The following is a 26,154-nucleotide window of genomic DNA, read 5'->3' on the forward strand; positions in this document are numbered from 1 at the left end:
CGGGTGTCAGGCGGTGGTCTTGCACTCGACCGTGAACGGCGCGGCATAACCCGCTTCGCCGAAGGTCTGCGCGATCAGCCGGTTGGTGTCGAAATAGACCTGCCAGTAATGGTCGGTATGGCAATAGGGCCGCACCGCCAGCACCGTGCCGCGCTCGTTGAAGTCGAGGATTTCGACATCGGGCGCGGGTTCGGCCATCACATTGGGGATGGCCGCCAGCGCCGGCTTCAGGCGGGCGATGGCGTCGAGCGGATCGACCCCGAAGGCGAGCTGCGCGGTGCGGTCGACCCGGCGGTAGGCGTGGGTCGAGAAGTTCTTCACCACATCGCCCGAGACCTTGGAATTACCGACGATGGTCTGGACGTTGTCCGGGCTGGTGATGACGGTGTTGAACAGGCCGATCTCGGTCACCGTGCCCTCGACACCGCCGCCGACGATGTAGTCGCCGACCTTGTAGGGGCGAAAGATGATGAGGAAGGCCCCGGCCGCGAAATTGCCGAGCAGGCCCGACCATGCCGCGCCGACCGCGAGGCCGACGCCGGCGAGCAGCGCCGCGAAGCTGGTCGTCTCAATCCCGAAGAAGCCGAGGATCGCCACCACCAGAACGATGTTGAGCACCACCGCGAGGATCGAGGCGATGTAGCGTTGCAGCGTGGGATCGAAGTTGCGCGCTGTCAGCACGCGGCCGAGAATCCCGATCGCGAAGCCGATCAGCCAGCGCCCGATCATGTAGAGCGCAAAGCCCGCCGCGATCTGCAATGCGGCCCCTGTCACCGCGGCGGAAATGGTTGCCCAATCAAGTTCCATGATGATCCCCCTGCTGGAACGAAGAATGTGCAGGAATAGCCACTTCCGGGCCGAAGATTGCCCAATCCTGGACAATCTTGCGACACGCGCTGCGGTCAGGGCGCGGGCGGGCGGAACAGCGACGGATCGAGCGGCGCACCGATGCGGGTCTCGCGCCAGAACACGGTGTTGGCGATGAGCCCGTCATAGGCCAGCGTCACCCGCCGCGCCTGCACCCAGCCGTTCTCGAGCCGGACGAAATCGCCATAGAACCGCTCGTGAAAGCCGCGCGGGGTGGTGAAGGCCATGTAGGTGACGAAGCCGCTTTCGGCATCGAAGCCGAACAGCGTCTGCGCGCCCCCGGGGTCGAGAATGCGCACGATGGTCGTGCGGCGGCCGGCGATGTCGCGCGGCGGGGCGTTGTGCAGGGCAAAGCCGTCCTCAAGCGCGGAACGGATGATCCCGAAGCCGAAATTGCTCGCCCAGTAGGCGTCGGCCTCGGCGCGGGGCATGATGCCGCGTTCGGTCCAGGTGGTCTCGCCGTCATAGCCGACCTCGAAGATCACCCTGTCGCCCGCCCTCGCGATGATCCGCACCTTGCCCGAGGCCTCGTGCGCGGCGGTGCGGCCCTCCTCGAAGGTGCGCCACATGCGATAATCGTCCGCCTGCGCGCGCACGGCGCCGGTTTGCGGGTCGTAGAAGGTCGCCGTCCCCGCCAGTTCGAGCGTCCCCGGATCGAGCCAGAGGGCACCGCCATGCGCCGCGACCGCGCGCTCGACGATCGCGCGCGGCCCGGGCGGGGACGGCTCGGCATGCAGCGGCCCGCTCCACAGGCCCGTCAGAGCGATGATCGCCGCCGCCATGATCCCGCGCATGTCCCGTCTCCCGCCCCCCAATTTGTCCGGACATCTTTTCAACCATGCCGCATTGCTCTAGGCAAGCACCATGCGCCGCCTTCGAACACTTGCCGCCGTTTTCGTCGTCGCCGCGCCCTTCGCCGCTCGGGCGCAGGACACCCTGCCCGCCGGCATCTGGACGAACACCGAGGACGCCTACTTCGCCGAGGAAGAGGGACGTGCGCGGCCCGAGCCGGTTCTCGTCGAGGTCGGCGAGGACGGGCGCTGGCGCCCTATCGATGCCTTCGGCGCGCCGAAGGGCGAATGGCAGCGCGGCCCGGTTCCCGGACTTGCACCGCGCGCCGGCGGCTCGGGCTGGCAGATCGCGGGCAGCGAGATCCGCCGCGCGCAGCCCTTCACCTGCTGGGTCTCGGTGCGCAAGTTCGCCGCCAAGCCCGACGGCACGCCTGACTGGACTTTCGCCGGCGGGCTGGCGAGCTTCGATCAGGGCGGACGGGTCGCCATCCCCGGGCAAGGCATCGCTCCCGACCTCTCGATCCGCCTGCGCAACGTCACCTGGGCGAAGGGCAGCCGCAACAAGCCCTCGCTGGTGCTCTACGTCCACAAGGACGATCCCGAGCGCGCCGAAAGCTATGCCTGGGCCTCGCCCGATGCGCGCCTTGTGGGGATCAACCTTCGCTGGATGCAGGGCAGCTGCTCGGCCGCCGACACACCGCCGCCGACCGGCGAGGCTGGAGAAGCCGGGCTGGTCGAGGCGGGCGCGCGCTGGAAGGCGCTTTACGAAGCCGGCGACTGGGACGCGCTGCGGCGCCTCTATGCCGAGGACGCGGTGCTGATGACGCATGGCACCCCGAAGCTGATGGGCGCCGACGCGATCATTGCCCATCTGCGCCGGGTGCGCGATGCCGGCGGCAGCGCGACGATCGACTTCGCACCCGAAGAAGCGCGCGCCGAGGGCGAGCACGGCTTCGTCACCGCGCGGTATGCGATGGCGATCACCTTCCCCGGCAAGCCGCCCGTCTCGGTCGCGGGCCGCTCGATGCTGGTCTACAAGTGGAAGGGCGGCCAGTGGCTGCTGTGGCGCGACATCGACAATCTCGCGCCCGACGCGACCGACGCCCGCTAAGCCGGACTCACCGCTTCCACGCCGCGCCGCCCACCCAGTCCCCGGCGACAGCCCGGAACTCCTCGACCTCGACCGACTGCCACAGCCCGCCGGTAAAATAGGGGTCGGCCTCGAACCGCGCGCGCGCCTCGGCCATGTCGCGCGCCTTGATCACGAGCAGCGATCCGACCGTCACATCCCCGTCCCTCAGCGGCCCGGCGACAGCATAGTGATCGATATGCGCCTCGACGTGGGCGAGATGCGCCCCCAGCAGTTCCGCCCGGAGCGCCGCGCCCTTCGCGCCGTCACGGTACCGGAAGGCGAAGAGCATCACCCGCCGACCTCGACGCACTCGACCAGCTCGCCCGCCGCGCCGATGGCGGCGGCGCTGCGGCGGCCTTCGTAGAGCGCCCCCTCGCGCACCACCGGCGGTGCGATCCAGCGGGCGTTGCAGGCATCGAGATCGCGCACCGCCAGCGTCACGAGCGCGTTGCCCGGCGGAAGCATCGCTTCATGGCGGGCACGCACGGTGGCGGCGGCGGGGTAATCGTCCACCTCGACGATCGGCATCCGTCCCGCCTTGACCATCGAGATCGTCGTCTGCGTGTCGGCCGGCAGGGCGAAGGCCTTGTTGATCATCGAATAGGGCAGCGTGTAGTCCGCGCCCCGCTCCAGCCCGAGCGCATCGCAATACCACGCCAGCGCCGCTTCGCGATCGGGCGCGGCAAGGACGGTGATGAAGATCCGGTCGACCGGCGCCGCTGCCCGCGGCAGATCGGTGTCCCCCATGTCGGCCAGCACCTGGTTGAGATAGATCATCTCGCGCCCCGGCCCCAGTGCCTGCATGGGGATGAAGGCGGGCGCGACATTCTCGAGCTTCTTCGGCGGGCCGACAATCTCCCACAGATCGGGCGGCAGGGCGTCGGGCCAGTGCCACACGTCCTCGACCGTGGTCTCGAACGCGGCCCAGCCGAAGGTGGTGGTCGGGCGAAAGGCGGGTTGCGCGGGCTGCTCGACCAGCCGGAACCAGCACGGCGCGCCGCTCGCCGGGCGCAGGACGGCATAGGGCGCGCCTGCGCTCGCCGGACAGCCCCAGCCTGCGGCGAGATCGGCAGGCAGCGCGCCCTCCTCCAACAGCTCCAGCCCGAGCACGCCGTGATAGGCCGCAATGCCCTGTGCAAGGTCGGGGATGGTCGAGAGGCCGCCGAGGATGGTGCCGTGCGGGATGGTCATGCCTTGAAATCCGGCTGGCGCTTTTCCACGAAGGCTGCGGTGCCCTCGGCGAAGTCCGGCCCGGTGAAGGCCGCCGCGAAGGTTGCGAGCGTCTCCGCGTCGTCGGCCACCTGCCCGTCGAGCACCCGGCGCACGAAGCCCTTGATCGCCCGCGCGCTGCTGCCCGAGGCGGCGGCGATCCGGGAAGCGATTTCATCGCTGCTTCCGGCGATGATCTCGACCAGCCCGATCCGCTGCGCCTCTTCGGCGGCAAGCAGTTCGCCGGTGTAGAGCATCCGCTTCGCCTGCCCGGGCCCGACCAGATCGACCAGCAGCTTCACATCGTGCAGCGGGTAGACGAGGCCAAGCCTCGCGGGCGTGATCCCGAACCGCGCTGCCGGGGTTGCCACGCGGATGTCGCAGGCCATCGCGATCCCGCAGCCCCCGCCCACGCAGTCGCCCTCGACGAAGGCGATGGTCGGCACCTCGGCCCGCGCGAGCTCCCATTGCGCGCGGTTGATCGCCGCCTGATTGGCCGCGCGCCACGCGGCATCGTCCTTGTTGGCGAGCAGTTCGCGGATATCCGCGCCCGCGCAGAACGCCGTGCCCGGCTGCGCGGCGCGCACCTCGAGCACCCGCACCGCCGGATCGGCGGCCGCCTCGGCGACCAGCGCGGGGAGCGCCTCCCACATGGCCATGTCGAAGGCATTGCGCTTGTCGGCGCGGTCGATCAGCAGGCGCGCCACGGCGCCTTCGCGGGTCAGGCGCAGGCTCATGCCGGGTGGGCCGCCATGAAGTGATCGGCGATGGCCTTGCGGGTCGTCACCCACACGCCCTCGTGCGCCCGGACGTGGCGGAAGAATTCCTCCAGCGCCCAGATCCGCCCGGGGCGACCGATGATGCGCAGGTGCAGGCCGAGGCTCATCATCTTGGGGAAGCCCTCCTCGCCCTCGCGGTAGAGCTGGTCGAAGTTCGCCTTGGCATAGTCGAGCCACTGGTGCGGGGTCAGCGCCGGGTCGGTCCACATCTTCATGTCGTTGCTGTCGAGCTGGTAGGGGACGATGCACATGGGCCTTCCCGGCACAGTGTCGCGGTCCCAGAAGGGCACGTCTCCGCTGTAATCGTCCATGTGATAGGTGAAGCCCTCCTCCGACAGCAGGCGGCGGGTGTTGTCGGTGAGGAGGTAGCGCGAGAGCCAGCCGTAGGGGCGCACACCGCAGGTCGCCTCGATACTGGTGACGGCCTTGCGAATGAAGTCGCGCTCCTCGTCCTCGTCCATCTTGAACTGGTGGACCCAGCGCCAGCCGTGACTGACGGGTTCGTGGCCGAGCGCGCGGATCGCCGCGGCGATCTCGGGGTGGTTCTCGAGGGACATGGCCGCGACCGTCCAGCTCGCCATGATATCGTAGCGCCTGAGCAGCTTCACGATTCGCGGCGCACCCGCCTTGATGCCGTAGAGGTAGTTGGATTCATTCGAGTAATTGCGCATCTTCGACTTGACGAAGACGCCCAGCTCGTCGACCGGCTCCATCCCGCGATCGCCGCGGGCAATGGTCATCTCGCTGCCTTCCTCGACATTGACGACAACGGAGAGCGCCAGCTTCGCCCCGCCCGGCCAATCCATTCTCTCTTCGGTGAGCGGCATCAGTGCATCTCCTCCCCGCCCGAGACGTTGAGCGCCTCGCCGGTGACGTAGAAAGCGGCATCGCTCGCCAGCCACAGGCAGGCGGCGGCGGTGTCGGAGGGCAGGCCCGGGCGGCCCATCGGGTTCTTGGCTGCCATGTTGGCGAGATAGTCCTCGACACTCGCAAAGCCGAGCAGCTTGGAGAAATATTCGTTCTGCTGCGCGCCGAGGCCGGTTGTCACATGGTTGGGACACACCGCGTTGACGGTGATGCTGTGCGCGCCGAGTTCCACGGCGCTCGCCCGCGTCAGCCCGACCATCCCGTGCTTGGAGGAGACATAGGCCGGCAGATGCGGGAAGCCGGTCTTGGCGGCCTGGCTGGCGATGTTGATGATCCGCCCGCCCTTGCCGGCCGCCACCATCGCCCGCGCCGCGGCCTGGGTGCAGTAGAACGCGCCCGACAGGTTGACGGCGATGACCTGGTCCCACTCGTCGGCGGTGTCGACCTCGAGCAGGGGCTTCATCTTGAAGCCGATCCCGGCATTGTTGACGAGGATGTCGACGCCGCCGAAACGCTCCACCGCCTGATCGACGAGGGCGCGGCACTGGTCGGCCTTCGAGACGTCGCAGGCGATGGTCGCGACCGCCGCTCCGCGGGCGCGCAGATCCTCGGCGACGCCCAGGGCCTCGGCATCGATCGCAAGGTCGGAGACGACGCAGTTGGCGCCTTCATCGGCGAAAGCCTGAAGGATGCCCTGCCCCAGCCCCTTCTGCTTGCCCGATCCGGTGACGACGATGGTCTTGCCCGCGAAGCTGGCTGTCATGTCACAGATCCTCGGTCAGGATGAACTGCGGCGCATCGGCAAAGCCCTGGAAGGGCGCGGCGGCGGCCTGGAAGTCCGCGGTCGAGATGTCGGCGACAAAGGCGTCCATGCCGGTGATGTCGATCACCTCGATATACTGGTAGGCCGGGGTGGCGGCATCGTCGCCGAAGACGCCGGTGGCCTTGTGGACGGTGAAGCTGGTGACTGAGCCGAGGCCGTTCACCGTCGGGATGTCGCGGGTCCTTGCCCATGCCTCGTATTCGGCAATGCTGGCATCGGGCTTCAGGTTGAACAGGCAGATGATGCGCATCGGTCAGGCTCCTTGCTGGTGCTGGGACGGGCGATAGGCCCGCAATCTGTCGTCGAGTTGGCGGGCGAGCGCGAACAGGCCGCTTTCCGCGCCGGCGTTGCCCACCAGTTGCACACCCGTCGGCAGGCCGTCGGCGGTCCATCCGGCGGGCATGCTCAGCGCCGGCAGGCCGGCGATGTTGGCGAGACAGGTAAAATCGGCCTGCGCGGGTGGCTCGGGATCGCTGTGGGGGAACGGCGGGTTGGGGACAGTCGGCAGGATCAGGAAGCCGTGCTCCTCCACCACAGCGCGCACCTCGGCGGCGGTCCGCTCGAGGATCGCGCGATCCTCGGCCCAGTCGGCAAGGCTGCGGCGCGGGCCGTAGGTCAGGAGCCGGGCGAGCCGTTCCGACGTGGCAACACCCCGGAGATGCGCCGCCATCTCGCGCGAGACACCGATGAACCCGGCGAAACGGATGCGGGACAGGGGGTGACTGAGCACGGCGCGCGCCGGCGTCTCGGGCAATGCGGCCAGCGCCGCCGCGAAGGCGCTGGCGACGTCCGGATGCAACTCTACGCCGTGCTCTGTCAGCGTCGCGCCGGGGCCTTCCAGCGAATCGTCGCCGAAGCCCGAGATCACGCGCGCCACCCGTTCCAGCGTGTCGAGATCGCGCGCCAGCGGCCCGATCGCATCGAGCGTCAGGTCGGCAGGTTCGAGCCCCTGCTGGCTGGCGCTCGCGGTGGCGGGCTTGAAGCCGTAGACCCCGCAATGGCTGGCCGGGATGCGGATCGAGCCCATCGTGTCGGTGCCGAGAGCCGCATCGCACAGCCCCGCCGCCACCGCCGCCCCGCTCCCGCCTGACGAGCCGCCCGGCGAATAGCCGAGCCGGTGCGGGTTGTGGACGGGGCCGAAATGCGGGTTGTCGGTTTTCGCGCCGAGTGCGGCTTCCTCCATGTTGAGAACGCCGATGATTGCCGCCCCCGCCTGCCGCAGCAGCGCCACCGTGTCGGCGTCACGCTCCGCCAGCCGCGTCTCGAAGGCGGCAAGCCCGGCGTGCCACGGCATTCCGGCGACTGCGATGTTCGCCTTGACCCCGACGGTCAGGCCCGCGAGCGGCCCCGCGCCGAAACATGCCGAGCGGTCGAAGTCGCTGAAGGCGTTGAGCGGTTCGTTGGCCGCTTCGATGGCGTCGAAGTCGATCATGGATGCACCCTCACACCCCGCGCCTGTCGATCAGCCGCAGCGGCTTCTGGCGGGTATCGATTTCGGTTGCCGCCGCCGTCTCGCCGGGACCGACCAGCGCGACCTCGACCTCGACGCCAAGGCCCCGGCGCAGCAGGTCCGCCAGCTCCGACGGGTCGGTCCCGCCCCGGCTTTCGAGCGTCACCGTCATGTGGTCCTTCTGGGCCTGGTCGCGGCGCAGGTGGCAGACATATTCGCCGGTGAGGTCGGGCCGGTTCTCGATGATCGCCCCGATCGCGTGGGGGAAGACATTGATCCCGCGCAGCTTGACCATGTTGTCGCTGCGGCCCTTGAACCCTGCGATGCGCTTGAAGACGATCTCGCCCCGGCCATCGAGTTCATGCGTGATGTCGTGCGTGTTGAAGCGGATGCAGGGGGCAATGTCGTCCTTGTAGAGGCAGGTGACGACCATGTCCCCGGTCTGCCCTTGTGCCACCGGCTGCCCGGTCTCGATGTCGAGCAGTTCGAGATACTGCGCGTCCTCCCAGACATACATCCCGTCGCGCTCCGGCCCCTCGCCCGCGATGCTTCCGGTATCGCCCACGCCGTACCAGTCATAGGCCTTCGCGCCGTGCCACGCCGCCTCGGTCGAGGCGCGGTCCTCGGTGCCGAGGTGGCCGATGATCATGCGGATAGCGATCTTGTCGAACAGCCCTTCTGCCTCGGCGGTCTCGGCAAGCTTTCTGATATAGTCGACGAAGCCGACGATCGCGGTGACGCCGAAATCGGCCATCAGCCGCACCTGGTTGACGGAGCGGGTCTCGATCCCCGTGCCGGCGGAGAGGAACACCGAATTGGTGAAGTGCGTCACCGCCTCGCGGATATAGTGCCCGCCGTTGATCATGCCGTGCCCGTAGACCGAGTGGACGACGTCGGTCGGCTCCAGCCCCATCCAGCGGTACATCCGGCCGACGAGGAGATTGCCGACCTCGCGCCCCTTGGGCCCGAAGATCAGGGTCTGCGGCTTGCCGGTGGTGCCGGAGGTGGTGTGGAAGATGGTCGGCGCGCGCGAGGCGGGATCGCCCATGCCGTGAAAGTCGCCGAAGGGCGGATAGTCCGCGATCGAGGCCATGAGGTCGCTCTTGTCGTAGACCGGCAGCTTGCCGATGTCCGCAAGGCCGCGGATGTCGCCCGGCTCGATCCCCTTCGCGCCCCACAGCCGTTGGTAGAATGGCACCTGCCAACCGCGCGCCATCAGCCGCCGGAACTGCGCATCCTGCATCGCGAAGAGCTCGTCGCGGCTCATTTTCCTGTAGCGCGCGGTGAAGGCCTCGCCGATGGGGTAGTCGGCGAGGATCTGCTGGTGGTCGAGCGCTTCGAAATAGGTCGGGTAGGTCATGGCGTTCCGGTGAAGTAGCTGAGAGGGTCGGCGAAGATGCGCGGGTCGGCATCGGCGGGGGCAAGATCGCGGGCGAGGCGCAGCTTGGCCTCCGCCTGCGCAGGTGAAAGCGGGCTGGCCGGGCTGCCGAGCGTGTGAGGGATCTCCATGTCGATATGTCCATCCGCGACATGCCCCACCATCCGCTGCGGGCTCAGCGCATTGGGATCGGGGTTGTCGTCGACGAGGATGGCGATGCGCCCCGCCAGCGCGGCGATGGCCGGGTCGGCGAAGGTGCCGGGGGTGAAGGCGCGCGGGTCGATCAGCCCGTCGCGCAGGGCCAGCGCCGCCAGCAGCGGGCCGCACAGGCGGGCATAGGCCGGGGTCATGTCGGACCGGAAGGGCCGCCCGATCAGGCGGTGCACCAGCGGCGGCACATGCATCTCGAGCGCCTCGACATCCTGCGCCCCGAGGCCGAGCTCGCCGATCGCGCCGATCAGAGCGTGGCTGGCCCGACCGCTCGGGAAGGGCTTCACGCTCACTTCGGCGATGCGCCAGACCTTGCCGAGATCGCGGGTGTAGCGTGCAAGGTCGCCTCCGTCGAACAGGCGGAAATAGCCGAACTGGCCTTCCAGCGGGTCCCGCGGCCCGGGAAAGCCTGCGCGGGCGAGGTCGCTGGCGGTCACAGCCGCGCGGGCGGCGTTGGCGATCTGGAAGGGGAGCGTCGCCAGCCCCTCAACATGGGCCTGCATCGTGCCCGCCGCGCTCGAGAAGGCAAGGCCGAGCGTATCGTCGAGCGGCGCACCGTCGATCCGCGCCACGGCGAGTGCCGCACCGATCACCCCGGCGGTGGCGGGGCGGAAGAAAGTCAGCGGGGTATCGGCAGCCAGCCCGAGGCCCGCGGCGACATCCACCCCCACCGCAAGGGCCGCCAGCGCCGCCTCGGAATCGCAGCCGCCCCGCCGGTCGATCGCCGCGCCGAGAGCCGCGACCACGGTGCTGAGCGCGTGAACCACGGCAGGCTCGTGCACCGCGTCCCATTCGAGGCAGTGGATGCGGTAGCCGTTGACGAAGGCCGCTGCGGGCGCGGGCAGGCGCTGCGGGGTGCCGATCAGCCGGGCCTCATCTCCGCTCCCCATCATCCGGGCCGCCGCAAGGATCGCATCCGCGCCCGGCGCACCCGCACCCGCCGCGCCGACCGCGAGCGTGTCGGCAAGCAGGCGCAGCGTGTCGGCGCGCACGGCTTCCGGCAGCGCGTGCTCGGCGCCCGCGAAGGCGAGAAGATCGGCGGTCGCGCTCACCGGATCCATGCCTCGAGCATGGCGTCTATGGCGGCGGCATCGTCGTCCACCAGCGCGAGCCGCACGGCGCGATCCGCCTCGCCCGAGGGCAAGCCGCCCCATCGCGCGAGGCTGTGCATCTTGGCGATGATGTGCTCCTCGCCCACCGGCCTTTCGGGATCGCCGAGCGTGTCGACCAGCTCCAGCCCGTTGACCCGCACCCCGAAATGCGCGGGGTAGCGGGCGGTGATCGCAGGGTCCTCGGCGACGCTCACCTGCGCGCGCAAGGGGGCGAGCGCGGCGATGGCCTCGGGCGTGAAGTCCTGCGGCTCGGCGTCTCGCCCGTCGGCTACCACCGCGACCGCGTGCTGGAGCGAGAACTTCGCCTCCAGTTCGTTGAGTGGGTCAGGCCGGTCGCAGAAGGTCAGTGCGTCGGCATAGGTTTCGACCGAGAAGGGCGCGACGAGACGGCCCTGCCTGCGCAGCTCCAGCGCCGCGTCGATGGCAGGGTGGGCATGGCGGCAGGCGGCGAAAGGCTTGAAGCTGACCGCATGGATCAGCCAGCCCGCCTTATCCCCCGCCAGCGCACCCGGGCTTTGCGCCATCGCCGCGAACAGCCCCTGCGCCCCCTCGAGCAGTTCGAGCGGCCCGGTCGCCCCGTAATGGACATGCAGTGCCGCGTCGCGGCCCGTGCGAACCGCGTGGTAGATGTGCCACTGCTTCGTCAGCACGCCCGGCGCGTGACGCATGTGCCAGAGACCCCCGGCGACCGATCCGACATTGGCCAGCGCATGGGCATATTCGACCGGAGCGAAGCCGATCAGGGAGCCGAAGGCCGCCGCCGCACCGAAGCCGCCCATCGTGGCGGTCGGGTGCCAGCGGGCGTAGTGATGCGCGTCCATGGCTGCGCCGATCGCGATCATCGCCTCGTAGCCGCGCACTGCGGCATCGAGCCGCGCCTCCATGCCCGCGCTCGCCATGCTCAGCGCCGCCGGCCACACCACAGGACCGGGATGGAGCAGCGCGGTGCGGTGGACATCGTCCATTTCCAGCACGTTGCCGAGATAGGTCGCGCGCTCCCAGCCGGCGAGCGCGATGCTTGCGCCCAGCGCCCCTGCTTCGCTGCCCCGCGCCCCGGCGACACAGGCAAGCCAGTCGAGCAGGTGCAGACGTGCACGCTGACGCTCGCCTTTTGTGACGGGGCGCGCTAACCTTGTGCCAAGTCCGGTCAGGAGCGGTCCGGTCATCGCGCCGCCTCCGCCCTGCCGCAAGAGATTCGGAGCAAAGCTTGGCCACTACCGCCACCGGAGCGAAGATGCAGCGCATCCCGCGCTATCTGCAACTTGCAGCCGAACTGCGCGAGGAGATCCTCAAGGGCGATTTCGCCGGCGGGCGGCAGTTCCCGACCGAAACCGTCCTGTGCCGCAAGTACGACGTCAGCCGCTACACCATCCGCGAGGCGCTCCGCCGGCTCGAGGCGGAAGGACTGATCCAGCGACGGCGCGGTTCGGGCACGACGGTCCAGCCGGCCGCCGCACGCGGCGGCGCGCTGCACCAGCCGCTCTCCAACGTCGGCGAGCTGCTGCAATATGCCCAAGGCAGCGAAGTGGTCTACGAAAGGCAGGGTCACGGCCCGCTTCCCGGCGAAGTCGCCGTGCAGCTTGCCGATCCGACCGACGGCGAATGGACCGCGTTTCGCGGGGTCCGTCGTCATGCCGGGGACGCGCCGCCGATCGCTGCGACGGACGCCTATTTCCACGAGATGCTGGGCGATGCCGTCGAGGCTCTCGATCTTGGCGCCGGCACGCTGTTCAGCCAGATCGAGCAGCTCGCCGGCGTGCAGATCGGCAAGGTCACGCAGGACATCCAGGCAATCGCCGCCGACCCCGCGATCGCCGCAGCGCTCGAGGTCGACGAAGGCAGCCCGGTGCTGCGGATCCTGCGGTGCTATTTCGATCCCAAGGGACGGATCTTCGAGATCTCGGTCAGCCACCATCCCGGTGACCGCTTCGCCTACGCGATGCATATCGACGTCGAGGCTTGAGGCGGAGATCACGCGGCCCCTTCTCCCAGCCCCGGCACGCGGCCCGGCGACCAGTTCTCTCCGGCAAAGCGGATCGCGGGCGCAATGAAACGGCCGCCGCTGGCGTCCGCCACCGTCAGGCCGCGCTCGGCGATGTGGGGGGAGTCGAGCGCCTCGCGGAAGTCGAGCACCGGGGCGAAGGCGACATCCTTGTCGGCGAACCATTCAACCCACTCGGCCCGGGTTTTCGTGGCGAAGGTTTCGCGCAGGTAGGCGATCAGCTCGCCCTGCTCGCCGGCCGGAGCATCGGCGAGCGGATAGAGGTCCTCGCGGCCCAGCGCGACCAGCAGGTTGCGCGCGAATTTCAGCTCCCTCCCGCCCAGCACGATGTGGCGATCATCGGCGGTGCGATAGACCTGATAAAGCGCTGCCCCCCCGAGGCTGCGCTGCGCAGCCGAGCGCGGGCTTTCGCCGCCCGCGATGGCACTGCCGGCAATGTGGGCACACCAGGGCAGCAGGCTGTCGAACATCGCGCAGTCGATATAGGCGCCCTCCCCCGTCCGGTCGCGCCCCACCAGTGCCATCAGCACCGCGGAGAGGGCCGTCAGCCCTGCCGCCAGATCGGCGCTCGGCGCGCCGGGCACCACCGGCGTCCCGTCAGCCCCGTCATTCACCGAAAGGAACCCGCTCAGGGCCTGCACCGCCATGTCGTGCGCGGGATGATGCGACAGCGAGCCTTCCTGTCCGAAGGCAGAGATCGAGCAATAGACGATATCGGGGCGGATTGCCTTGACGCTCGGATAATCGAAGCCGAGCCGCGCCATCACACCGGGCCTGAAGCCTTCCACGAAGACATCCGCGCCGGCGACCAGATCCCGCAGCGCGGCCTTGCCGTCCTCGCTCTTGAGATCGAGCACGACGCTTGTCTTGCCGCGATTGAGATTGGCGAACCACACCGAATGGGTTGCACCGTCATAGGTATCGAAGGGCGCCTGCTCGCGGGCCGGATCGCCTGCGGCCGGCTCGATCTTGATCACCTCCGCACCCTGATCGGCCATCATCACGGTCAGCATCGGACCCGGCAGGAACTGCGAGAGATCGATCACGCGTATGCCGCTGAGCTTGCCCATGCTCCTGCCCTCTCCCTCCCCTTGCGGCCGGCGTCAGACGATCCCGTCCGCGCGCAGGCGGGCGATCTCGTCGGGATCATAGCCGAGGTCGGCGAGAATATCCTCGCTATCGGCCCCGAGCAGCGGCGCGGCGCGGTTGGGCAGCCGCTTGCCGTCGAACTTCAGCGGGTTCGCCAGCACCTTGAGCTCCGGCGCATCGGGGTGGTCCACGCTGTCGCGCAGGCCGATCTCGGCAAGCCACGGATTGTCGAGCGCCGCGCCGAGCTCATAGACGGGAGCGACGGGGACATGCCCTCCGAGCAGTTCCTGCCAATGGGCCATCGGCTTCCGGCTGAATTCCTCGTCGAGCAACCGCGTCAGCACCTCGCGGTTCGCCAGCCGGTCGGCATTGTTGGCGAAGCGGGGGTCGGCAGCCAGATCCTCGCGGCCGATGCGGGTGGTGAGGATGTCCCAGAACTTGGGCAGCTGGCACATCACGAACATCCAGCCGTCGGCGGCGCGGAACATCTGGCTGGGCGTGGCGGTGGGATGGGCGCTGCGCGGCGTGCGCTGGGTCTCGTCGCCGTTGTTCATGTACCACAGGGCCGGATAGGAGGTCTGGTGCACGGCGGCGGACAGCAGATCGGTGTCGACGTCCCGCCCCCTGCCACTGCGCTGCGCGTCGACCAGCGCGCCCAGAAGGCCGATGCAGAAGATTGTTCCGGTGATGAAATCGACCATCGACAGGCCCATGCGCTGCGGGTCGCCGCCCGGCTCGCCGGTCAGCTGGCAATATCCCGCCTCGGCCTGCATCAGGTAGTCATAGCCCGGCCACTTGGCGCGCGCGTTGTCGCGCCCATAGGCCGACAGGTGCGCGCAGACGATGGCCGGGTTGATCCTGCCGAGCGCGGCGTAATCGAGCCCCAGCCGCGCGGGCAGATCGCCGCGCATGTTGTTGGCGACAGCGTGGCTCTGCCCCGCCAGCCGGTGCAGCACTTCCTGTCCGGCGTCGGTCCCGAGATCGAGCGTCAGCGACCGCTTGTTGAGGTTGAAGGCCTGGAAGTAGACGCTTTCCCCCGGGCGCAGGAAATGCGGCCCAACGGCGCGCGCCGTGTCGCCGCCGCCGCGCCGCGTGCCATCGGGAGCAGGCTTGCCGGGCGGCTCGATCTTGATGACCTCGGCGCCCATCTGGGCGAGGAACATCGTGCCGTAGGGACCAGCGCCGTATTGTTCGGCGCTGATGATCCGGAAGCCCCGGAGCGGAAGATCGGTTGCCGGCTCCATCCCGCGCCGCCCTCTCAGGCCGGGTTTTCCTTGAGGTGCTGCTTGGCGATGATCATGCGCTGCATCTCGTTGGTCCCCTCGCCGATGCACATCAGCAGGCTGTCACGGTAATAGCGTTCGATGTCGTATTCCTTGGAATAGGAATAGCCGCCGTAGATCCGCATCGCCTCCTGGCTGTTCTCGACCGCAGCCTCACTGGCGAAGTACTTGGCCATGCCGGCTTCCTTGTCGCAGCGTTCGCCGCGGTCGTAGGCCTCCGAGGCATCGAGCGTCAGCAGCCGCGCGGCCCGTGCACGGGTGACCATTTCGCCGAGCTTCAGCTGGATCGCCTGGTGCTCCGCGATCGGCTTGCCCATGGTCTGGCGTTGCTGGGCATACTCGGTGGCGAGCCGAAGCGAGCCTTCGGCCAGCCCCACACCGCGCGCGGCGACGTTGATGCGTCCGAGCTCGAGCCCGCCGGTGGCCTGGAAGAAGCCCTGCCCCTCGACGCCGCCGATCAGCTGGTCGGCGGGGATGCGGTAGTCCTCCATGACGAGTTCCGCGCTATCGATGCTCTTGTAGCCGAGCTTGTCGAACTTCTTGCCGGTGGAAAGCCCTTCGCGCTTGTCGGCGATGAACAGGCTCATGCCCTTGTAGCGCGGTTCGGCGGCAGGGTCGGTCTTGGCAAGCAGCGCGAAGCACTGGCCGTTGAGCGCGTTGGAAATCCAAGTCTTGGTGCCGTTGAGGATGTAGTCGCCGTTCGCGTCCTTCCGCGCCACGGTGCGGATCGCCTGAAGATCGGTTCCGGCATTGGGCTCCGTCAGCGCCAGCCCGCCGCGGATCTCGCCGGTCGCGAACCGGGGCAGCCACTTGGCCTTCTGCTGCGCCGTGCCGAAACGTTCGACCGCAGCGGCCATGATGAGGTGCGAGTTGAAGATGCCGGTGATCGCCATCCAGTGGCTGGAGATCTTCATCACGATCTTGGCATAGGTCGTCGCGGGCAGTCCGAGACCGCCGTATTCCTGCCCGATGGTGGCCCCGAACAGCCCCATCTCGGCCATCTGCGCGACCAGTTCGGCAGGCCAGATGTCGTTGTGATCGTGGTGCTTGATGACCGGGATCACCTCGCGCTCGAGCCAGCGGTCGATCGCGTCCATGAAGGCGCGTTCCTCCTCTGGGTCGATCGTGCGGATCGGGTTGGCGATTGCTGCGGCGGTGGCCATGACGATGGGTCCTTGGGGTCTTGCAGGGTTACTTGTCGAGCGCGCCGAAGCCGCGCTTCCACACCAGCACGGTGCGCTTGTAATGGGCGACGATGTCGCCGTGCTGGTTCTTCGCGATGGTCTTGAAAGTGACGATGCCCTGTTCGGGGCGACTGGCGCTGTCGCGCTTCTCCAGCACCTCGCTCTCGCAATAGAGCGTGTCGCCGACGAACAGCGGCTTGACCATCCGCACCTCGTCCCAGCCGAGGTTGGCGATCGCCTTCCCGCTGGTGTCGGAGACGCTCATGCCGGTCATCAAGGCAATCGTGAACGGGCTGACCACCAGCGGCTTGCCGAATTCGGTGTCCTTCGACAGCTCGTAGTCGAAATGGGCCGGGTGGGTGTTCATGGTGAGCAGCGTGAACCAGACGTTGTCGGCATCGGTGATGGTGCGCCCGGGGCGGTGTTCGTAGACGTGGCCGACCACGAAATCCTCGAAATAGCGCCCCTGCACCTCGCGGAAGCGGCCGGGGGAAACTTCGATGTAGCTGTCACGCATTCGCTTGCTCCTCGTGGCGCGTCACAAGCGCGCGATACCTGATGATGAAGGGCGCCTCGAGCATGCGCCCGCGGAACCGGATCGCGCGCCCGCCGCCGGCCTCGTAGGCGGCCAGCGCCTCGCGCGCCTCTGCAACCTCCGCCTCGGTCGGCAGGAAAGCGGTGTGGATCGCGGGCAGCTGCGCGGGATGGATCGCCGCCTTGGCGGAAAAACCGATCGCGCGGGCGCGGGCCGCTTCCTCGGCAAGGCCCGCTTCGTCCTCAAGCCGGATGAAGGGAACGTCGATCGCAGGCTTTCTGGCCTCGGCGCAGGCGAGCAGGAGCTGCTGGCGCGCAGCGAGCAGCGGCTCCCACGCCAGTTCGACGCCCAGCTCGCCCGAGAAATCGCCGCCGCCGAACATCACCGCAGCGACCTTATCGACGGAGGCGATGGCAAGAGCATGGCGCAGACTCCGGGGGGTCTCGATCAGCGGGATCAGCTGCGGACACCGGTCGCCCAGCGCGCCGGCGATGACCTCCAGATCGCCCGCCAGTTCGACCATTGGCACGAGCAGCACCTCGGGCAATGCGGGTGAATCGACCAGCGCGGCAAGATCGCGGATGCCGGCCGCGGTGCGCACGGCATTGATGCGGATCGCCCAGCCCTCCGGCGCTTCGGCTACCTGCCCCAGCGCAGCCGCACGGGCGGCGGCCTTGTCGTCAGCCGCGACCGCGTCCTCGAGATCGATCACGGTGAGACCGGCGCCCGCCGCCTTCGCCTTGGCGAAGCGATCGGTCCGCGATCCGGGGACAAACAACAGGCTGGCTGCGGCAAACACGATGGCGGTCCTGATCCTATCGGCGCTCTACCGCACCACTCAGAATTGAGGCTTCACAATTTGTCCGGACAAATCTAAAGTCAAGGAGGAATTGTGTGATCCATCGCGCTTGTTCCGCATATCACGCTGGTTTGGAGGGAAAAGATGACATCCAGGAAATTCGGCCGTTGGGCTACCGCTTTGCTCGCCGGCGCGACGCTGGCAGCGGGGGCAGCGGATGCCCGCACGCTCGACCCTGCCAATCCGCAGGACGCGCTGGAGATCTCCAAGCGGCTGCAATGCGGCGTCTCTGCGGACAAGCCGGCGGTCTATCACTGGTCGGGCAACATCTACGGGCGCAGCCCCGGGGTGCGCGACAAGCTGCTGTTCAAGGGCGAAGGCATGAACATCCGCCGGTGCGTCGAGGTGAACGATCCCCAGCGCGGCAAGGGCTGGCGACTGGTCAGCCGCGAGGTCATGCTGATGCTCGACCCCAAGACCGGCGAAGTCCTCAAGCAATGGACAAATCCCTACACCGGGGAAACGGTCGAGGTGATGCACATCCACAACGACCCGGTGAACGGTCGTCCCAACTTCGCGGTGGGTGCCGACGGCAAGCCGCTCACGCTCGACAGCCTGCGCGAGGCGGGCGACTATGTCTTCATGCCCTTCGAGGCGCCGCTGTTCTACACCAATCCGCTCGCCGGCGATTATCAGGAATATGTCGGCGGCGAATATCACGCGATGGAGATCTTCGATTTCGGTGCGCTCAAGAGCGAGCTTTACGACAGCACCAAGCCGACGGCCTATCCGATGATCAGCTGGGTGCGGATTTCCGGCTGGGCACCCTGGATGAAGATGGGCAGCCGCCCCGGCCAGATGGTTTTCAATGCCATGGGGCGCAAGCTGCCCGGCGGCTTCGAGGAACTGCCGACCGTGCTCAAGAACGAGATCCGGGCCAATTACCCGATCTACGAGCAGGCCCCGCCCGCCGACGACATGCGCCCGAACGAGACCACCTGGACGAAGTTCAAGCTGCTGACCGATGAGGCGCGCAAGGCTGCGGGCACCGGCGGCAAGACTGGCGAGGGCCATTGATCCCGACGACGCGGCGCGCCTTTCTGGCCGGGGGGAGCGCCGCGATCATCGCCGGCGCCGCTCCGGCAGCGGCGCGCGGCCGGACCGAAGCCAACGTCGCGATCATCGGCGCGGGGCTCGCCGGGCTTCACGCGGCCCGGCTCTGCGAGGCGGCTGGCCTGTCGGTCGTTGTGGTCGAGGCGGGACAGCGCGTCGGCGGAAGGCTCCACACCTTGCGCGACCTGCCGGGTGCCCCTGAAGCCGGAGGGATTCAGGTCGGGCCGGGATATGCCCGCCTGCGCGCGCTGGCCGAACAGCTCGGGATCGACCTCCCCGATGGTGCCGGCAGCGGTGCGGGCATCGCCGATGCGCCCGGCAATCTCTACGTGGTCAATGGTGCCGTCGCGGCGCCCGCGGAGTGGGCAACCAGCGCCGGCAACCGCCTCGCCGAGCGCGAGCGTGCCGTCGAACCGGCTGCACTGATGCGGCATTACGCCCGCGCCTTCACCCGCCTGTCCGGACCTGCCGCCTGGCGCGATGCTGCGCCCGATGCCGACATCTCGGTGCGCGATGCGCTGAGGCGGGCCGGGGCGAGCGAGGAGGCGCTGCGACTGATCGGCGCCAATTTCAATGGCAATGCGCTCGACACCATGTCGCAGCTCAACCTTGCCAGAACCTTCGCCATCTACGCCAGCCAGCCGGGACCGGTGGCGACTATCGCAGGAGGATCGCAGCGCCTGCCCGAAGCGATGGCGTCGGACTTGCGGCGCGAAGTGCGGCTTGGCCAGACCGTCGGCGGCATTCGCGAGGAAGCTGGCGGCGTCAGCCTCCGGCTCGGCGACCGGACCCTGCATGCGGCACAGGCCATCTGCACGATCCCCTTTGCCGCGCTGCGCCGGATCCCGATGGAGGTCCCCCTTCCCCCCGCGGCAAGGCGGATGCTCGCGGAATTGCCCTACACCCGTGCCAGCTTCGCCTACATCGCGGCGAGCGAGCCGTTCTGGGAAGCCGACGGACTGCCGCAGACGCTGTGGACCGACGAGCCGCTGATCGGACGCGTGTTCGTGCTCGGATCGAACCCGCCCATGCTCAAGCTCTGGACCACCGGCGCCGGTGCGGACCTGCTCGACCAAATGCCGCCTGACGAGGCGGGACGCCTGATCGTGGCGCGGATCGAGGCCATGCGGCCTTCGGCCAGAGGCAAGCTGCGCGTGCTGCGGTTCTTCAGCTGGCAGAAGGAGCCCGGCGCGCGCGGCATCTACCACCATATCGGCACCGGAATGGCCGCCGACCTCGCCGCCCTCACCCGCCATCGCGGAACCCGGATGCACTTTGCCGGCGAACATCTCGGGCGCGCGGCAAGCGGCATGGAAGCGGCGCTGGAAAGCGCCGAGGCAGCGGTCGAGGCGGTGCTGGCGCGCGTCTGAGCGGCTGAAAGGCGAACGGCGGAAGCACCGTGTGCTCCCGCCGTCCGATGTGTCATCCCTTAGGCCGACGTGTCAGAAACGCACCTCGGCGATCACCCCGAAACGGCGCGGCGGACGAAGGCCGGCGATGAAGCTGCGGCGCAGGTCGCGGTTGGCGTCGGCATAGCGGATCAGCTGGTTGACCGCCGTCTCGTCGAACAGGTTGCGGACATACAGCTGGATGCGGAAGTTGTCGTTCTGCGCGCCGAGCCGGACATCGCTGATGACCGAGTCGCCGGTTTCGGCTAGATTGTGGACCTGCGCGAAGCTGCTCGAGAGCAGATAGGCGTTGATCCCGGCGAAACCCTGCCAGCCGGAATTGCCGATGTCGCGGCGGTAGTCGAGATCGACGAAAACGGTGTGCTCGGGCGCACGCGGGAGCGACTTGCCGGTGATGTCGCCGAACCGCGACTGGCAGCCCGAAATGTTGGGCAGCTGGTCGCCGGTCGAGCAGTTGACGAGGCCGTCATCCGCCACATCGTCGAGCACGCCCTGGTTCTCGTCCAGACCGCGGCGGAAGCGGCTGTTCGCATAGGCGTAGTTGGCCGTGAGGGTGAGCTCGGGCGAAGGGCGCGCGATGAGCTCGAACTCGAAGCCGTTGATGCGCGCGTCACCGGCATTGTTGATCGCGGTCACCTGCTGCGGAGCTGCCGGCGGGTTGATAACCTCGACCGGCTGCGTCAGCTGATATCCCGTGATCTGGTTGTGGAACAGGGCGAGGTTCACCACCAGCGCGCCGTCGAGGAAGGTGTTCTTCGAACCCACCTCGTAGGATTTCACGTCCTCGGCATCGAAGGTCGAGCGTCCGACCGAAATCGCCGCTGCCCCGTTGAAACCGCCGGGCTTCTGGCCTTCCGAATAGACGGCATAGAGCAGATTGTCCGGGGTCAGCTGGTAATCGACGGTAATGCGCGGAAGGAACTCGCGGAAGGTCGCCTCGCCGCGTACCGGCGCGCCGATATTTCCCGCCGCCACGGTCGCGGTCTGCGCCAGCGTGCGGATGCGCTCTTCCTGATACCGCCCCTCGGCGCTGATCGAGAGCTGATCCGTCAGGTTGTAGCTGATCGAGCCGAACACCGCCATGTTGCGGATATTGTCGATCGAGCTGTTGCGGCTCTCCGCAAGGGTGCCGAGCGGGAAAGCGGGGCTCAGCGAACCGCAGCGCGGCGTGATCGCGCAGCGCGCCTGGCGGGCGGCGAGCATGTTGGCATTGGCTTCGGCCTGCGCACCCGGGGGCAGCACGCGGTTGTCGCGCGAGACGCTGTCCTGATCCCAGTAGTAGCCGCCCAGCAGCACCCGTGCGCGTTCGGTGGTGTATTGCAGGCGAAGCTCCTGCGACCAGTCTTCGCGTTTGGAGGCATTCGAGAAGGAGAAATCGGTCTGCGAACTGGCGAAACCGAAGGGCACCGAGGGCGCCACCGGCGAACCGAGCGGAATGGTGGCGAAGATCACGCCCTGGAAGCGGTTGGGCGAATAGTCGCCATCGGTGCGCTGCACGGCTTCCCGGTTGTTGTACCCGGTCAACGAGGTCAGCGTCAGATTGTCGGTCAGATCGATGTCGATGCTGAGGCCCGCGTTCCAGGTGTCGATCGCGTTGCCGACGAACTCGCCCGCGAACTGGCGGCTGTAGTCGCTGCTGACCGGACGCGGCTGGATCACGCCGCAGAAATAGCGGCCACGCCCGGCATAGAGGGCCCCGTTGTCGGGCAGGCAGTTGTTGTCGTTGGCGTCGGTGGCGAAGATCGCCGGCTGGCCATCGCGCGTCCGGGTATAGTTGCCGCGCAGACCGACACGCAGCGCGCCGCCGTTGTCGTACTTGAGCATGGCAAAGCCCGAACTCGTCTCCTGCACACCGATCGGCGTGCCGTCGAACTGGTTAGTGAAGAGGCCTTCGTTCTTGAAATAGCGCCCGCCGACGATGAGGCCGAGCCCGGGTGCGAGCGGGCCGCTGATCGAACCGCTGACGTCATAGGTCATGCCCTCGGCCACATCGGCCTGGACCCGCCCGCCCCAGCGGTCGCCGGGCGACTTGGTGATGATGTTGATCGCGCCCGAATAGGTGTTGCGCCCGTAGAGTGCGCTCTGCGGTCCCTTCACCACCTCGATGCGGGCGATGGAGTCGATATCGTAGTCGGCAATCGAGCCGTTGAAGTAAATGCCGTCGATGAAGAAGGCGACGCCGGAATCCCCCAGGATGTTCGCCTGCCCGCGGATCACCGGGCGGTTGGCGTCACGGCCGAAGCTGTCGTCGAAGACGAGGCCGGCGGTGGCGCGGGTCAGGTCGGTGACGCTGTTGAAGCCGAGCCGGTCGATGCCTTCCGAGGTCACCACCGAAACCGCCAGCGGCGCTTCCTGAAGCCGTTCCTCCGTCTTGCGCGCGGTGACGACGATCTCGTTGCCGCTGGGCGCTGTCGATACCGCTTCCCGATCATCATCTCCGGACACGGTCTGCGCCATCGCCGTGGCCGGCGTCAGGATCGTGGCCGTCAGCAAGATGCTACGAACAAGCTTCTTCATGATGTGTTTGCCTCCCATTGGCCCCTGCTCCGCGGAGCGGCACCGTTAAGTCCCCCTAGCATTTCTGCCTGTGTCGGAAAATTTGTCCAGACAAATTTTTGTCGCAGTCCAATCGCGGTGTTGGACCGTGGCTTTGCGACGACACGGGATGGCGCCGGTCACAGCGGCTTCGCGTTGCCGAGGAATGCGGTTGCCACCAGCAGCAGATAGACCGCGAACACCCATACGCGGGTGCGGTCCATCGTGCGGCGCAGCGGGATTTCGGTGGCGTCGCTCGACCCTTGCGTCAGGACCGCCGCCAGCTGCGCCCCGACAGGCTTGAACGTCACGTCGATCATGATCGCAGCGACGAAGATGCACCCGAACAGCAACGCCTTGAGGGCTAGCCAATCGGGCTCCAGCGGCGCCCCGAGCAGCAGGCTCTGACCGCCGAGCCAAAGGTAGAACCCGCCGACCAGCCAGCGCAGCCAACCTTCGATGCGGCGGTTGCGTGCGGCTCGCGGAGTCTGGTCGTGGCGGTGAGAGTCCCACACCAGCCACAGCCAGCCAAGGCCGACGCCCCATGCGCCGGCCAGCAATCCGCCGGGCACGGCCCACCATCCGCCTGCTTCGACGACACTCAGCGACAGCGGCACCATCAGGGCCCAGGCACTGCGCGGGATCATGTCGACCTCGACCAGCAGCGTGAGCAGGGCAATGCGCTGGTCGAGCGACCATTTGTCGCGTTTGCGGAAATGCTGTCCCAGCATGAACACGCCCACGTCTGCGCCAAGCCACAGCACGAACAGCAGAAGATGCGCATAGACGAGCGCCGGATAGGCGAGTGCGGCAAGATCCAAGGCGTGGCTCCCGTGTCAGACTGTTGCGCATAAATCACGTCTAACGACATTTTTCATGCACATTGTCCGGACAAATTGCATTTCGGCGCTTGACAGGCAAGCTTTTGTCCGGACAACTTCAGGGTGCGCAGGAGAGCGGCGCTGGATCGTCAGCAGGCGACCAGGCTCACATTCGGTAAGGAGCCCCATTCCATGACAATCCGTGTTCGCCTGTATCCGGCGCTTGCCGGCATGACCTCCGCCCTTGCGCTTTGCGCAACCGCCGCTCCCGCCCTGGCACAGGACAGTTCCGGTGCCGATACGCAGGCCGGCCAGCAGCAGGGCGGCGTGTCAGACATCATCGTGACCGCCCAGCGCCGGCAGGAAAGCGTTCAGGACGTGCCTATCGCGATCACCGCTTTCGGGCAGGAAGAGCTCGAACGCCGCGGGATCGCCAATGCGCTCGAAGTGGCGCAGTTCGTGCCGAACCTCGTCGGGCTCAACAACACCGGCCTGGGTTCGGCCAACTCCTACTACCTGCGCGGCATCGGCAACACCGAATCGATCGCCACCTTCGATCCGCCGATCGGCACCTATGTCGACGACATCTACCTCTCGCGCCAGAACGCGAACAACCTCTCGTTGTTCGATGTCAACCGCATCGAAGTGCTTCGCGGCCCGCAAGGAACGCTGTTCGGGCGGAACACGACGGGCGGCGCGATCAGCGTCCACATGAACGAACCGGGCGACCGCTTCGGCGGCTATGCCGAGATCGGTTACGGCAGCTACAACCAGAAGCTCGCCCGCGCCTCGCTCGACCTGCCCCTCGCCGACACCTTTGCCATCAAGGTGTCGGGCTACTGGCAGGATGACGACGGTTTCACGATCAACAACGTCACCAATGAACGCGACAACGAGAACGACGGCTGGGGCGTGCGGCTCGGTCTGCGGGGCGAGCTGGCCGACTGGGCGCGCTGGACGGGTTCGTACATCAAGACCTCCTCGAGCGCGGGCAACACGCTCAATTTCGATTGCGACCCGACCAATCCGGCCAATTGCGACGGCCGCTTCGCGGCGACCGGGATCAGGCGCAACGGCAATTTCGTCAGCTCCACCTTCGGCCCGCTGCTGACGGGTCGCAAGTCCGGCTTCGGTCTCGGGAACGAGGCGACGATGGACTTCATCTCCTCGAACCTGGAGTTCGACCTCGGCAGCGACTGGACGGTCAACATCATCACCGGCTTCGTCGATCTCAACCAGGACTTCGCCGTCGACTTTGCCGACGGGCGTGCCCTGCCGAGCCTGACCGCACCGGTGCCGCCGATCCGGGGCTTCACGTTCGGCGGGTTCACCATCGTCAACGAGGGTCAGCACACGCAGTTCACGCAAGAGATCAAGTTCACCGGTTCCATCGGCGACGGGCTGATCGACTTGGTGGGCGGCGTGTTCTACTTCCACGAGGACAACCGCACCGATTTCGGCGACATCTTCTCGCTGGCGATCGCCCCGCTGCCCGACGGCTTCCCGCTGGTCCTGGCGGACCGCGTGATCGACAACGGCGCCGAGGCATGGGCGGGCTATCTCCAGGCCGACCTCAACCTCACCGATCGCCTGACGGTGACCGCCGGCATCCGTTACACCGACGAAGAGAAGACCTTCGCGATCCGCGACAACCGCCCACGTCTCGGCAATGGTCTGTGCCGGGCAGCGGCGCAGCTCGGCCCCTCGCAGTGCATCGACACGGCCAATCTGATCGCGACCAACGGCCGGCCCATTCCGACCAACCAGTCCATCGACATCTTCACCCCGCGCTTTGCCGTCAATTTCCGGGCGACCGACGATGTGCTGCTGTTCGCCTCGGCGACCCGCGGCTTCAAGTCGGGCGGCTGGAACGCGCGCGGGACCACGGCCTCGGAACTTCTGCCCTTCGGGCCCGAGACCGCGTGGAGCTACGAAGCGGGCGCCAAGACGGAGTTTCTCGACCGCAAGGTGCGCCTCAACCTGACCGCCTTCTGGATCGATCTGGCCGACCTGCAGACGCCCTCGGGCTTCATCCGGCCCGACGGATCGCTCGCGTTCCTGATCCGCAACTTCGCCGATTACCGCAACAGGGGTCTCGAACTCGAGCTCACGACTGTGCCGGTCGAAGGGCTGAACCTGTTTGCATCGGTCGGCTACCAGGACGACGAGTACCGTATCGACCGCAACGCCCCGGCGCTCGATGAATTCGGGGTGCAATCGGTGGCCGCGCAGCAAGCGACCTGCCTCACGCAGCTGGCCGCGCGGCGCATTCCCAATGCCCCCGCCGGTGCCAACAATGCCGCTGCCTGCGGTGTCGGGATCGTCGCTCCCGACGGCACGATTGCCGAACCCGTCCGCACGCCCGATTTCACCATCGCGTTCGGCGGCAGTTACGATATCGCCCTCGGCGATCTCACCCTCACGCCCTCGGTCAATGCCAACTGGCGCAGCGAGAGCGAAGTCGGCACCAGCAACGTCACCTTCTACGACCAGGACGTGACCGGACCGACCGGGACGGTGTTCCCGGCCAACACGCTGCGGCTCGGGAACCTGATCGATCCGATCACCGGTTCGTTCAGCGAGGATCGCTGGATCGTCAACGCCGGCCTGACGCTCAAGCATGTCGGCGGCTGGGCGCTGGTTGCGGAATGCCGCAACTGCTTCGACGAGGAGGCGGTCGAGAGCTCCCTGGCCAATTTCAGCTATCTGAACCCGCCGCGCACCTGGGTGGTGCGGGCGAAGTACGACTTCTGATCGGCCTGTCCA

The 26,154-nt window shown here is 67.7% G+C and carries 24 protein-coding genes; 5 read left to right on the forward strand and 19 right to left on the reverse strand.

Translation table 11 applies throughout. The features are described from left to right. Positions 1-6 precede the first annotated feature (6 nt). The gene (locus tag ACMX37_RS09285) at positions 7-807 is read right to left on the reverse strand and encodes a mechanosensitive ion channel family protein (RefSeq protein ID WP_483145657.1); all 801 of its coding nucleotides are present in this window, start codon (positions 805-807) and stop codon (positions 7-9) included. 95 nt (positions 808-902) lie between these two features. Further along, entirely contained in the window at positions 903-1,661 is a 759-nt protein-coding gene (locus ACMX37_RS09290) for a hypothetical protein (RefSeq protein ID WP_483145658.1), read from the reverse strand. 70 nt (positions 1,662-1,731) lie between these two features. Between ACMX37_RS09290 and ACMX37_RS09295 the strand changes: the two genes are divergently transcribed. After that, positions 1,732-2,769 carry a YybH family protein gene (locus ACMX37_RS09295; protein WP_483145659.1) on the forward strand — a complete coding sequence of 346 codons (1,038 nt, stop codon included), beginning with the start codon at positions 1,732-1,734 and terminating at the stop codon, positions 2,767-2,769. Positions 2,770-2,776: 7 nt separating this feature from the next. On the opposite strand, the gene ACMX37_RS09300 is transcribed toward ACMX37_RS09295, so the two are convergent. From ACMX37_RS09300 to ACMX37_RS09345, 10 genes are read right to left on the reverse strand one after another with little or no spacing between them, the layout of a single operon-like run. Next, entirely contained in the window at positions 2,777-3,079 is a 303-nt protein-coding gene (locus tag ACMX37_RS09300; protein WP_483145660.1) for a YciI family protein, read from the reverse strand. Next, positions 3,079-3,981, reverse strand: coding sequence for a VOC family protein (locus ACMX37_RS09305; protein WP_483145661.1), 903 nt, complete (start codon positions 3,979-3,981; stop codon positions 3,079-3,081). Before ACMX37_RS09305 ends, ACMX37_RS09300 begins: the two co-directional genes overlap by 1 nt. Continuing rightward, entirely contained in the window at positions 3,978-4,736 is a 759-nt protein-coding gene (locus ACMX37_RS09310; RefSeq protein ID WP_483145662.1) for an enoyl-CoA hydratase/isomerase family protein, read from the reverse strand. Before ACMX37_RS09310 ends, ACMX37_RS09305 begins: the two co-directional genes overlap by 4 nt. Then, a complete protein-coding gene (locus ACMX37_RS09315) occupies positions 4,733-5,605 on the reverse strand; it encodes a polysaccharide deacetylase family protein (RefSeq protein ID WP_483145663.1) in 873 nt (290 codons plus the stop codon). The genes ACMX37_RS09310 and ACMX37_RS09315 overlap by 4 nt, the downstream gene beginning before the upstream one ends. Continuing rightward, positions 5,605-6,408 carry an SDR family NAD(P)-dependent oxidoreductase gene (locus ACMX37_RS09320; RefSeq protein WP_483145664.1) on the reverse strand — a complete coding sequence of 268 codons (804 nt, stop codon included), beginning with the start codon at positions 6,406-6,408 and terminating at the stop codon, positions 5,605-5,607. The genes ACMX37_RS09315 and ACMX37_RS09320 overlap by 1 nt, the downstream gene beginning before the upstream one ends. A gap of 1 nt (position 6,409) precedes the next feature. After that, positions 6,410-6,718 (reverse strand): REDY-like protein HapK, encoded by a 309-nt coding sequence (locus tag ACMX37_RS09325; protein ID WP_483145665.1) that lies wholly within the window; start codon positions 6,716-6,718, stop codon positions 6,410-6,412. A 3-nt stretch (positions 6,719-6,721) separates the two neighbouring features. Next, entirely contained in the window at positions 6,722-7,900 is a 1,179-nt protein-coding gene (locus ACMX37_RS09330; protein ID WP_483145666.1) for an amidase, read from the reverse strand. Between the two features lie 10 nt (positions 7,901-7,910). After that, positions 7,911-9,278 carry a phenylacetate--CoA ligase family protein gene (locus ACMX37_RS09335; RefSeq protein ID WP_483145667.1) on the reverse strand — a complete coding sequence of 456 codons (1,368 nt, stop codon included), beginning with the start codon at positions 9,276-9,278 and terminating at the stop codon, positions 7,911-7,913. Further along, entirely contained in the window at positions 9,275-10,558 is a 1,284-nt protein-coding gene (locus ACMX37_RS09340) for an MmgE/PrpD family protein (RefSeq protein ID WP_483145668.1), read from the reverse strand. Before ACMX37_RS09340 ends, ACMX37_RS09335 begins: the two co-directional genes overlap by 4 nt. Continuing rightward, positions 10,555-11,784 carry an MmgE/PrpD family protein gene (locus ACMX37_RS09345; protein ID WP_483145669.1) on the reverse strand — a complete coding sequence of 410 codons (1,230 nt, stop codon included), beginning with the start codon at positions 11,782-11,784 and terminating at the stop codon, positions 10,555-10,557. The genes ACMX37_RS09340 and ACMX37_RS09345 overlap by 4 nt, the downstream gene beginning before the upstream one ends. A gap of 41 nt (positions 11,785-11,825) precedes the next feature. On the opposite strand from ACMX37_RS09345, the gene ACMX37_RS09350 reads away from it, so the two are divergent. Then, positions 11,826-12,581: a GntR family transcriptional regulator gene (locus ACMX37_RS09350; RefSeq protein WP_483145670.1), complete on the forward strand. Its 756-nt coding sequence runs from the start codon at positions 11,826-11,828 to the stop codon at positions 12,579-12,581. An 8-nt stretch (positions 12,582-12,589) separates the two neighbouring features. On the opposite strand, the gene ACMX37_RS09355 is transcribed toward ACMX37_RS09350, so the two are convergent. The 5 genes from ACMX37_RS09355 to ACMX37_RS09375 are packed head-to-tail and all read right to left on the reverse strand — an operon-like array spanning position 12,590 to position 17,510. Further along, positions 12,590-13,690, reverse strand: a complete 1,101-nt coding sequence (locus tag ACMX37_RS09355; RefSeq protein WP_483145671.1) for a CaiB/BaiF CoA transferase family protein — start codon at positions 13,688-13,690, stop codon at positions 12,590-12,592. Positions 13,691-13,723: 33 nt separating this feature from the next. Continuing rightward, a complete protein-coding gene (locus ACMX37_RS09360) occupies positions 13,724-14,953 on the reverse strand; it encodes a CaiB/BaiF CoA transferase family protein (RefSeq protein ID WP_483145672.1) in 1,230 nt (409 codons plus the stop codon). A 14-nt stretch (positions 14,954-14,967) separates the two neighbouring features. After that, entirely contained in the window at positions 14,968-16,155 is a 1,188-nt protein-coding gene (locus tag ACMX37_RS09365) for an acyl-CoA dehydrogenase family protein (RefSeq protein ID WP_088914011.1), read from the reverse strand. A gap of 28 nt (positions 16,156-16,183) precedes the next feature. Next, the gene (locus ACMX37_RS09370; protein WP_483145673.1) at positions 16,184-16,693 is read right to left on the reverse strand and encodes a MaoC family dehydratase; all 510 of its coding nucleotides are present in this window, start codon (positions 16,691-16,693) and stop codon (positions 16,184-16,186) included. After that, positions 16,686-17,510, reverse strand: a complete 825-nt coding sequence (locus tag ACMX37_RS09375) for an aldolase/citrate lyase family protein (protein WP_483145674.1) — start codon at positions 17,508-17,510, stop codon at positions 16,686-16,688. Before ACMX37_RS09375 ends, ACMX37_RS09370 begins: the two co-directional genes overlap by 8 nt. Before the next feature lie 144 nt (positions 17,511-17,654). Here ACMX37_RS09375 and ACMX37_RS09380 point away from each other — a divergent pair, with 144 nt between their 5' ends. After that, the gene (locus tag ACMX37_RS09380) at positions 17,655-18,587 is read left to right on the forward strand and encodes a DUF1838 family protein (RefSeq protein WP_483145675.1); all 933 of its coding nucleotides are present in this window, start codon (positions 17,655-17,657) and stop codon (positions 18,585-18,587) included. After that, entirely contained in the window at positions 18,584-19,993 is a 1,410-nt protein-coding gene (locus tag ACMX37_RS09385; RefSeq protein WP_483145676.1) for a flavin monoamine oxidase family protein, read from the forward strand. The genes ACMX37_RS09380 and ACMX37_RS09385 overlap by 4 nt, the downstream gene beginning before the upstream one ends. Positions 19,994-20,065: 72 nt before the next feature. On the opposite strand, the gene ACMX37_RS09390 is transcribed toward ACMX37_RS09385, so the two are convergent. Together ACMX37_RS09390 and ACMX37_RS09395 are read right to left on the reverse strand one after the other, a co-directional pair. Beyond that, a complete protein-coding gene (locus tag ACMX37_RS09390) occupies positions 20,066-22,549 on the reverse strand; it encodes a TonB-dependent receptor (protein WP_483145677.1) in 2,484 nt (827 codons plus the stop codon). Between the two features lie 158 nt (positions 22,550-22,707). Further along, positions 22,708-23,388: a hypothetical protein gene (locus ACMX37_RS09395; protein ID WP_483145678.1), complete on the reverse strand. Its 681-nt coding sequence runs from the start codon at positions 23,386-23,388 to the stop codon at positions 22,708-22,710. Positions 23,389-23,580: 192 nt separating this feature from the next. Between ACMX37_RS09395 and ACMX37_RS09400 the strand changes: the two genes are divergently transcribed. Next, the gene (locus tag ACMX37_RS09400) at positions 23,581-26,142 is read left to right on the forward strand and encodes a TonB-dependent receptor (protein WP_483145679.1); all 2,562 of its coding nucleotides are present in this window, start codon (positions 23,581-23,583) and stop codon (positions 26,140-26,142) included. Positions 26,143-26,154: the final 12 nt, after the last annotated feature.

This window comes from Porphyrobacter sp. THAI-01a, assembly GCF_056868655.1.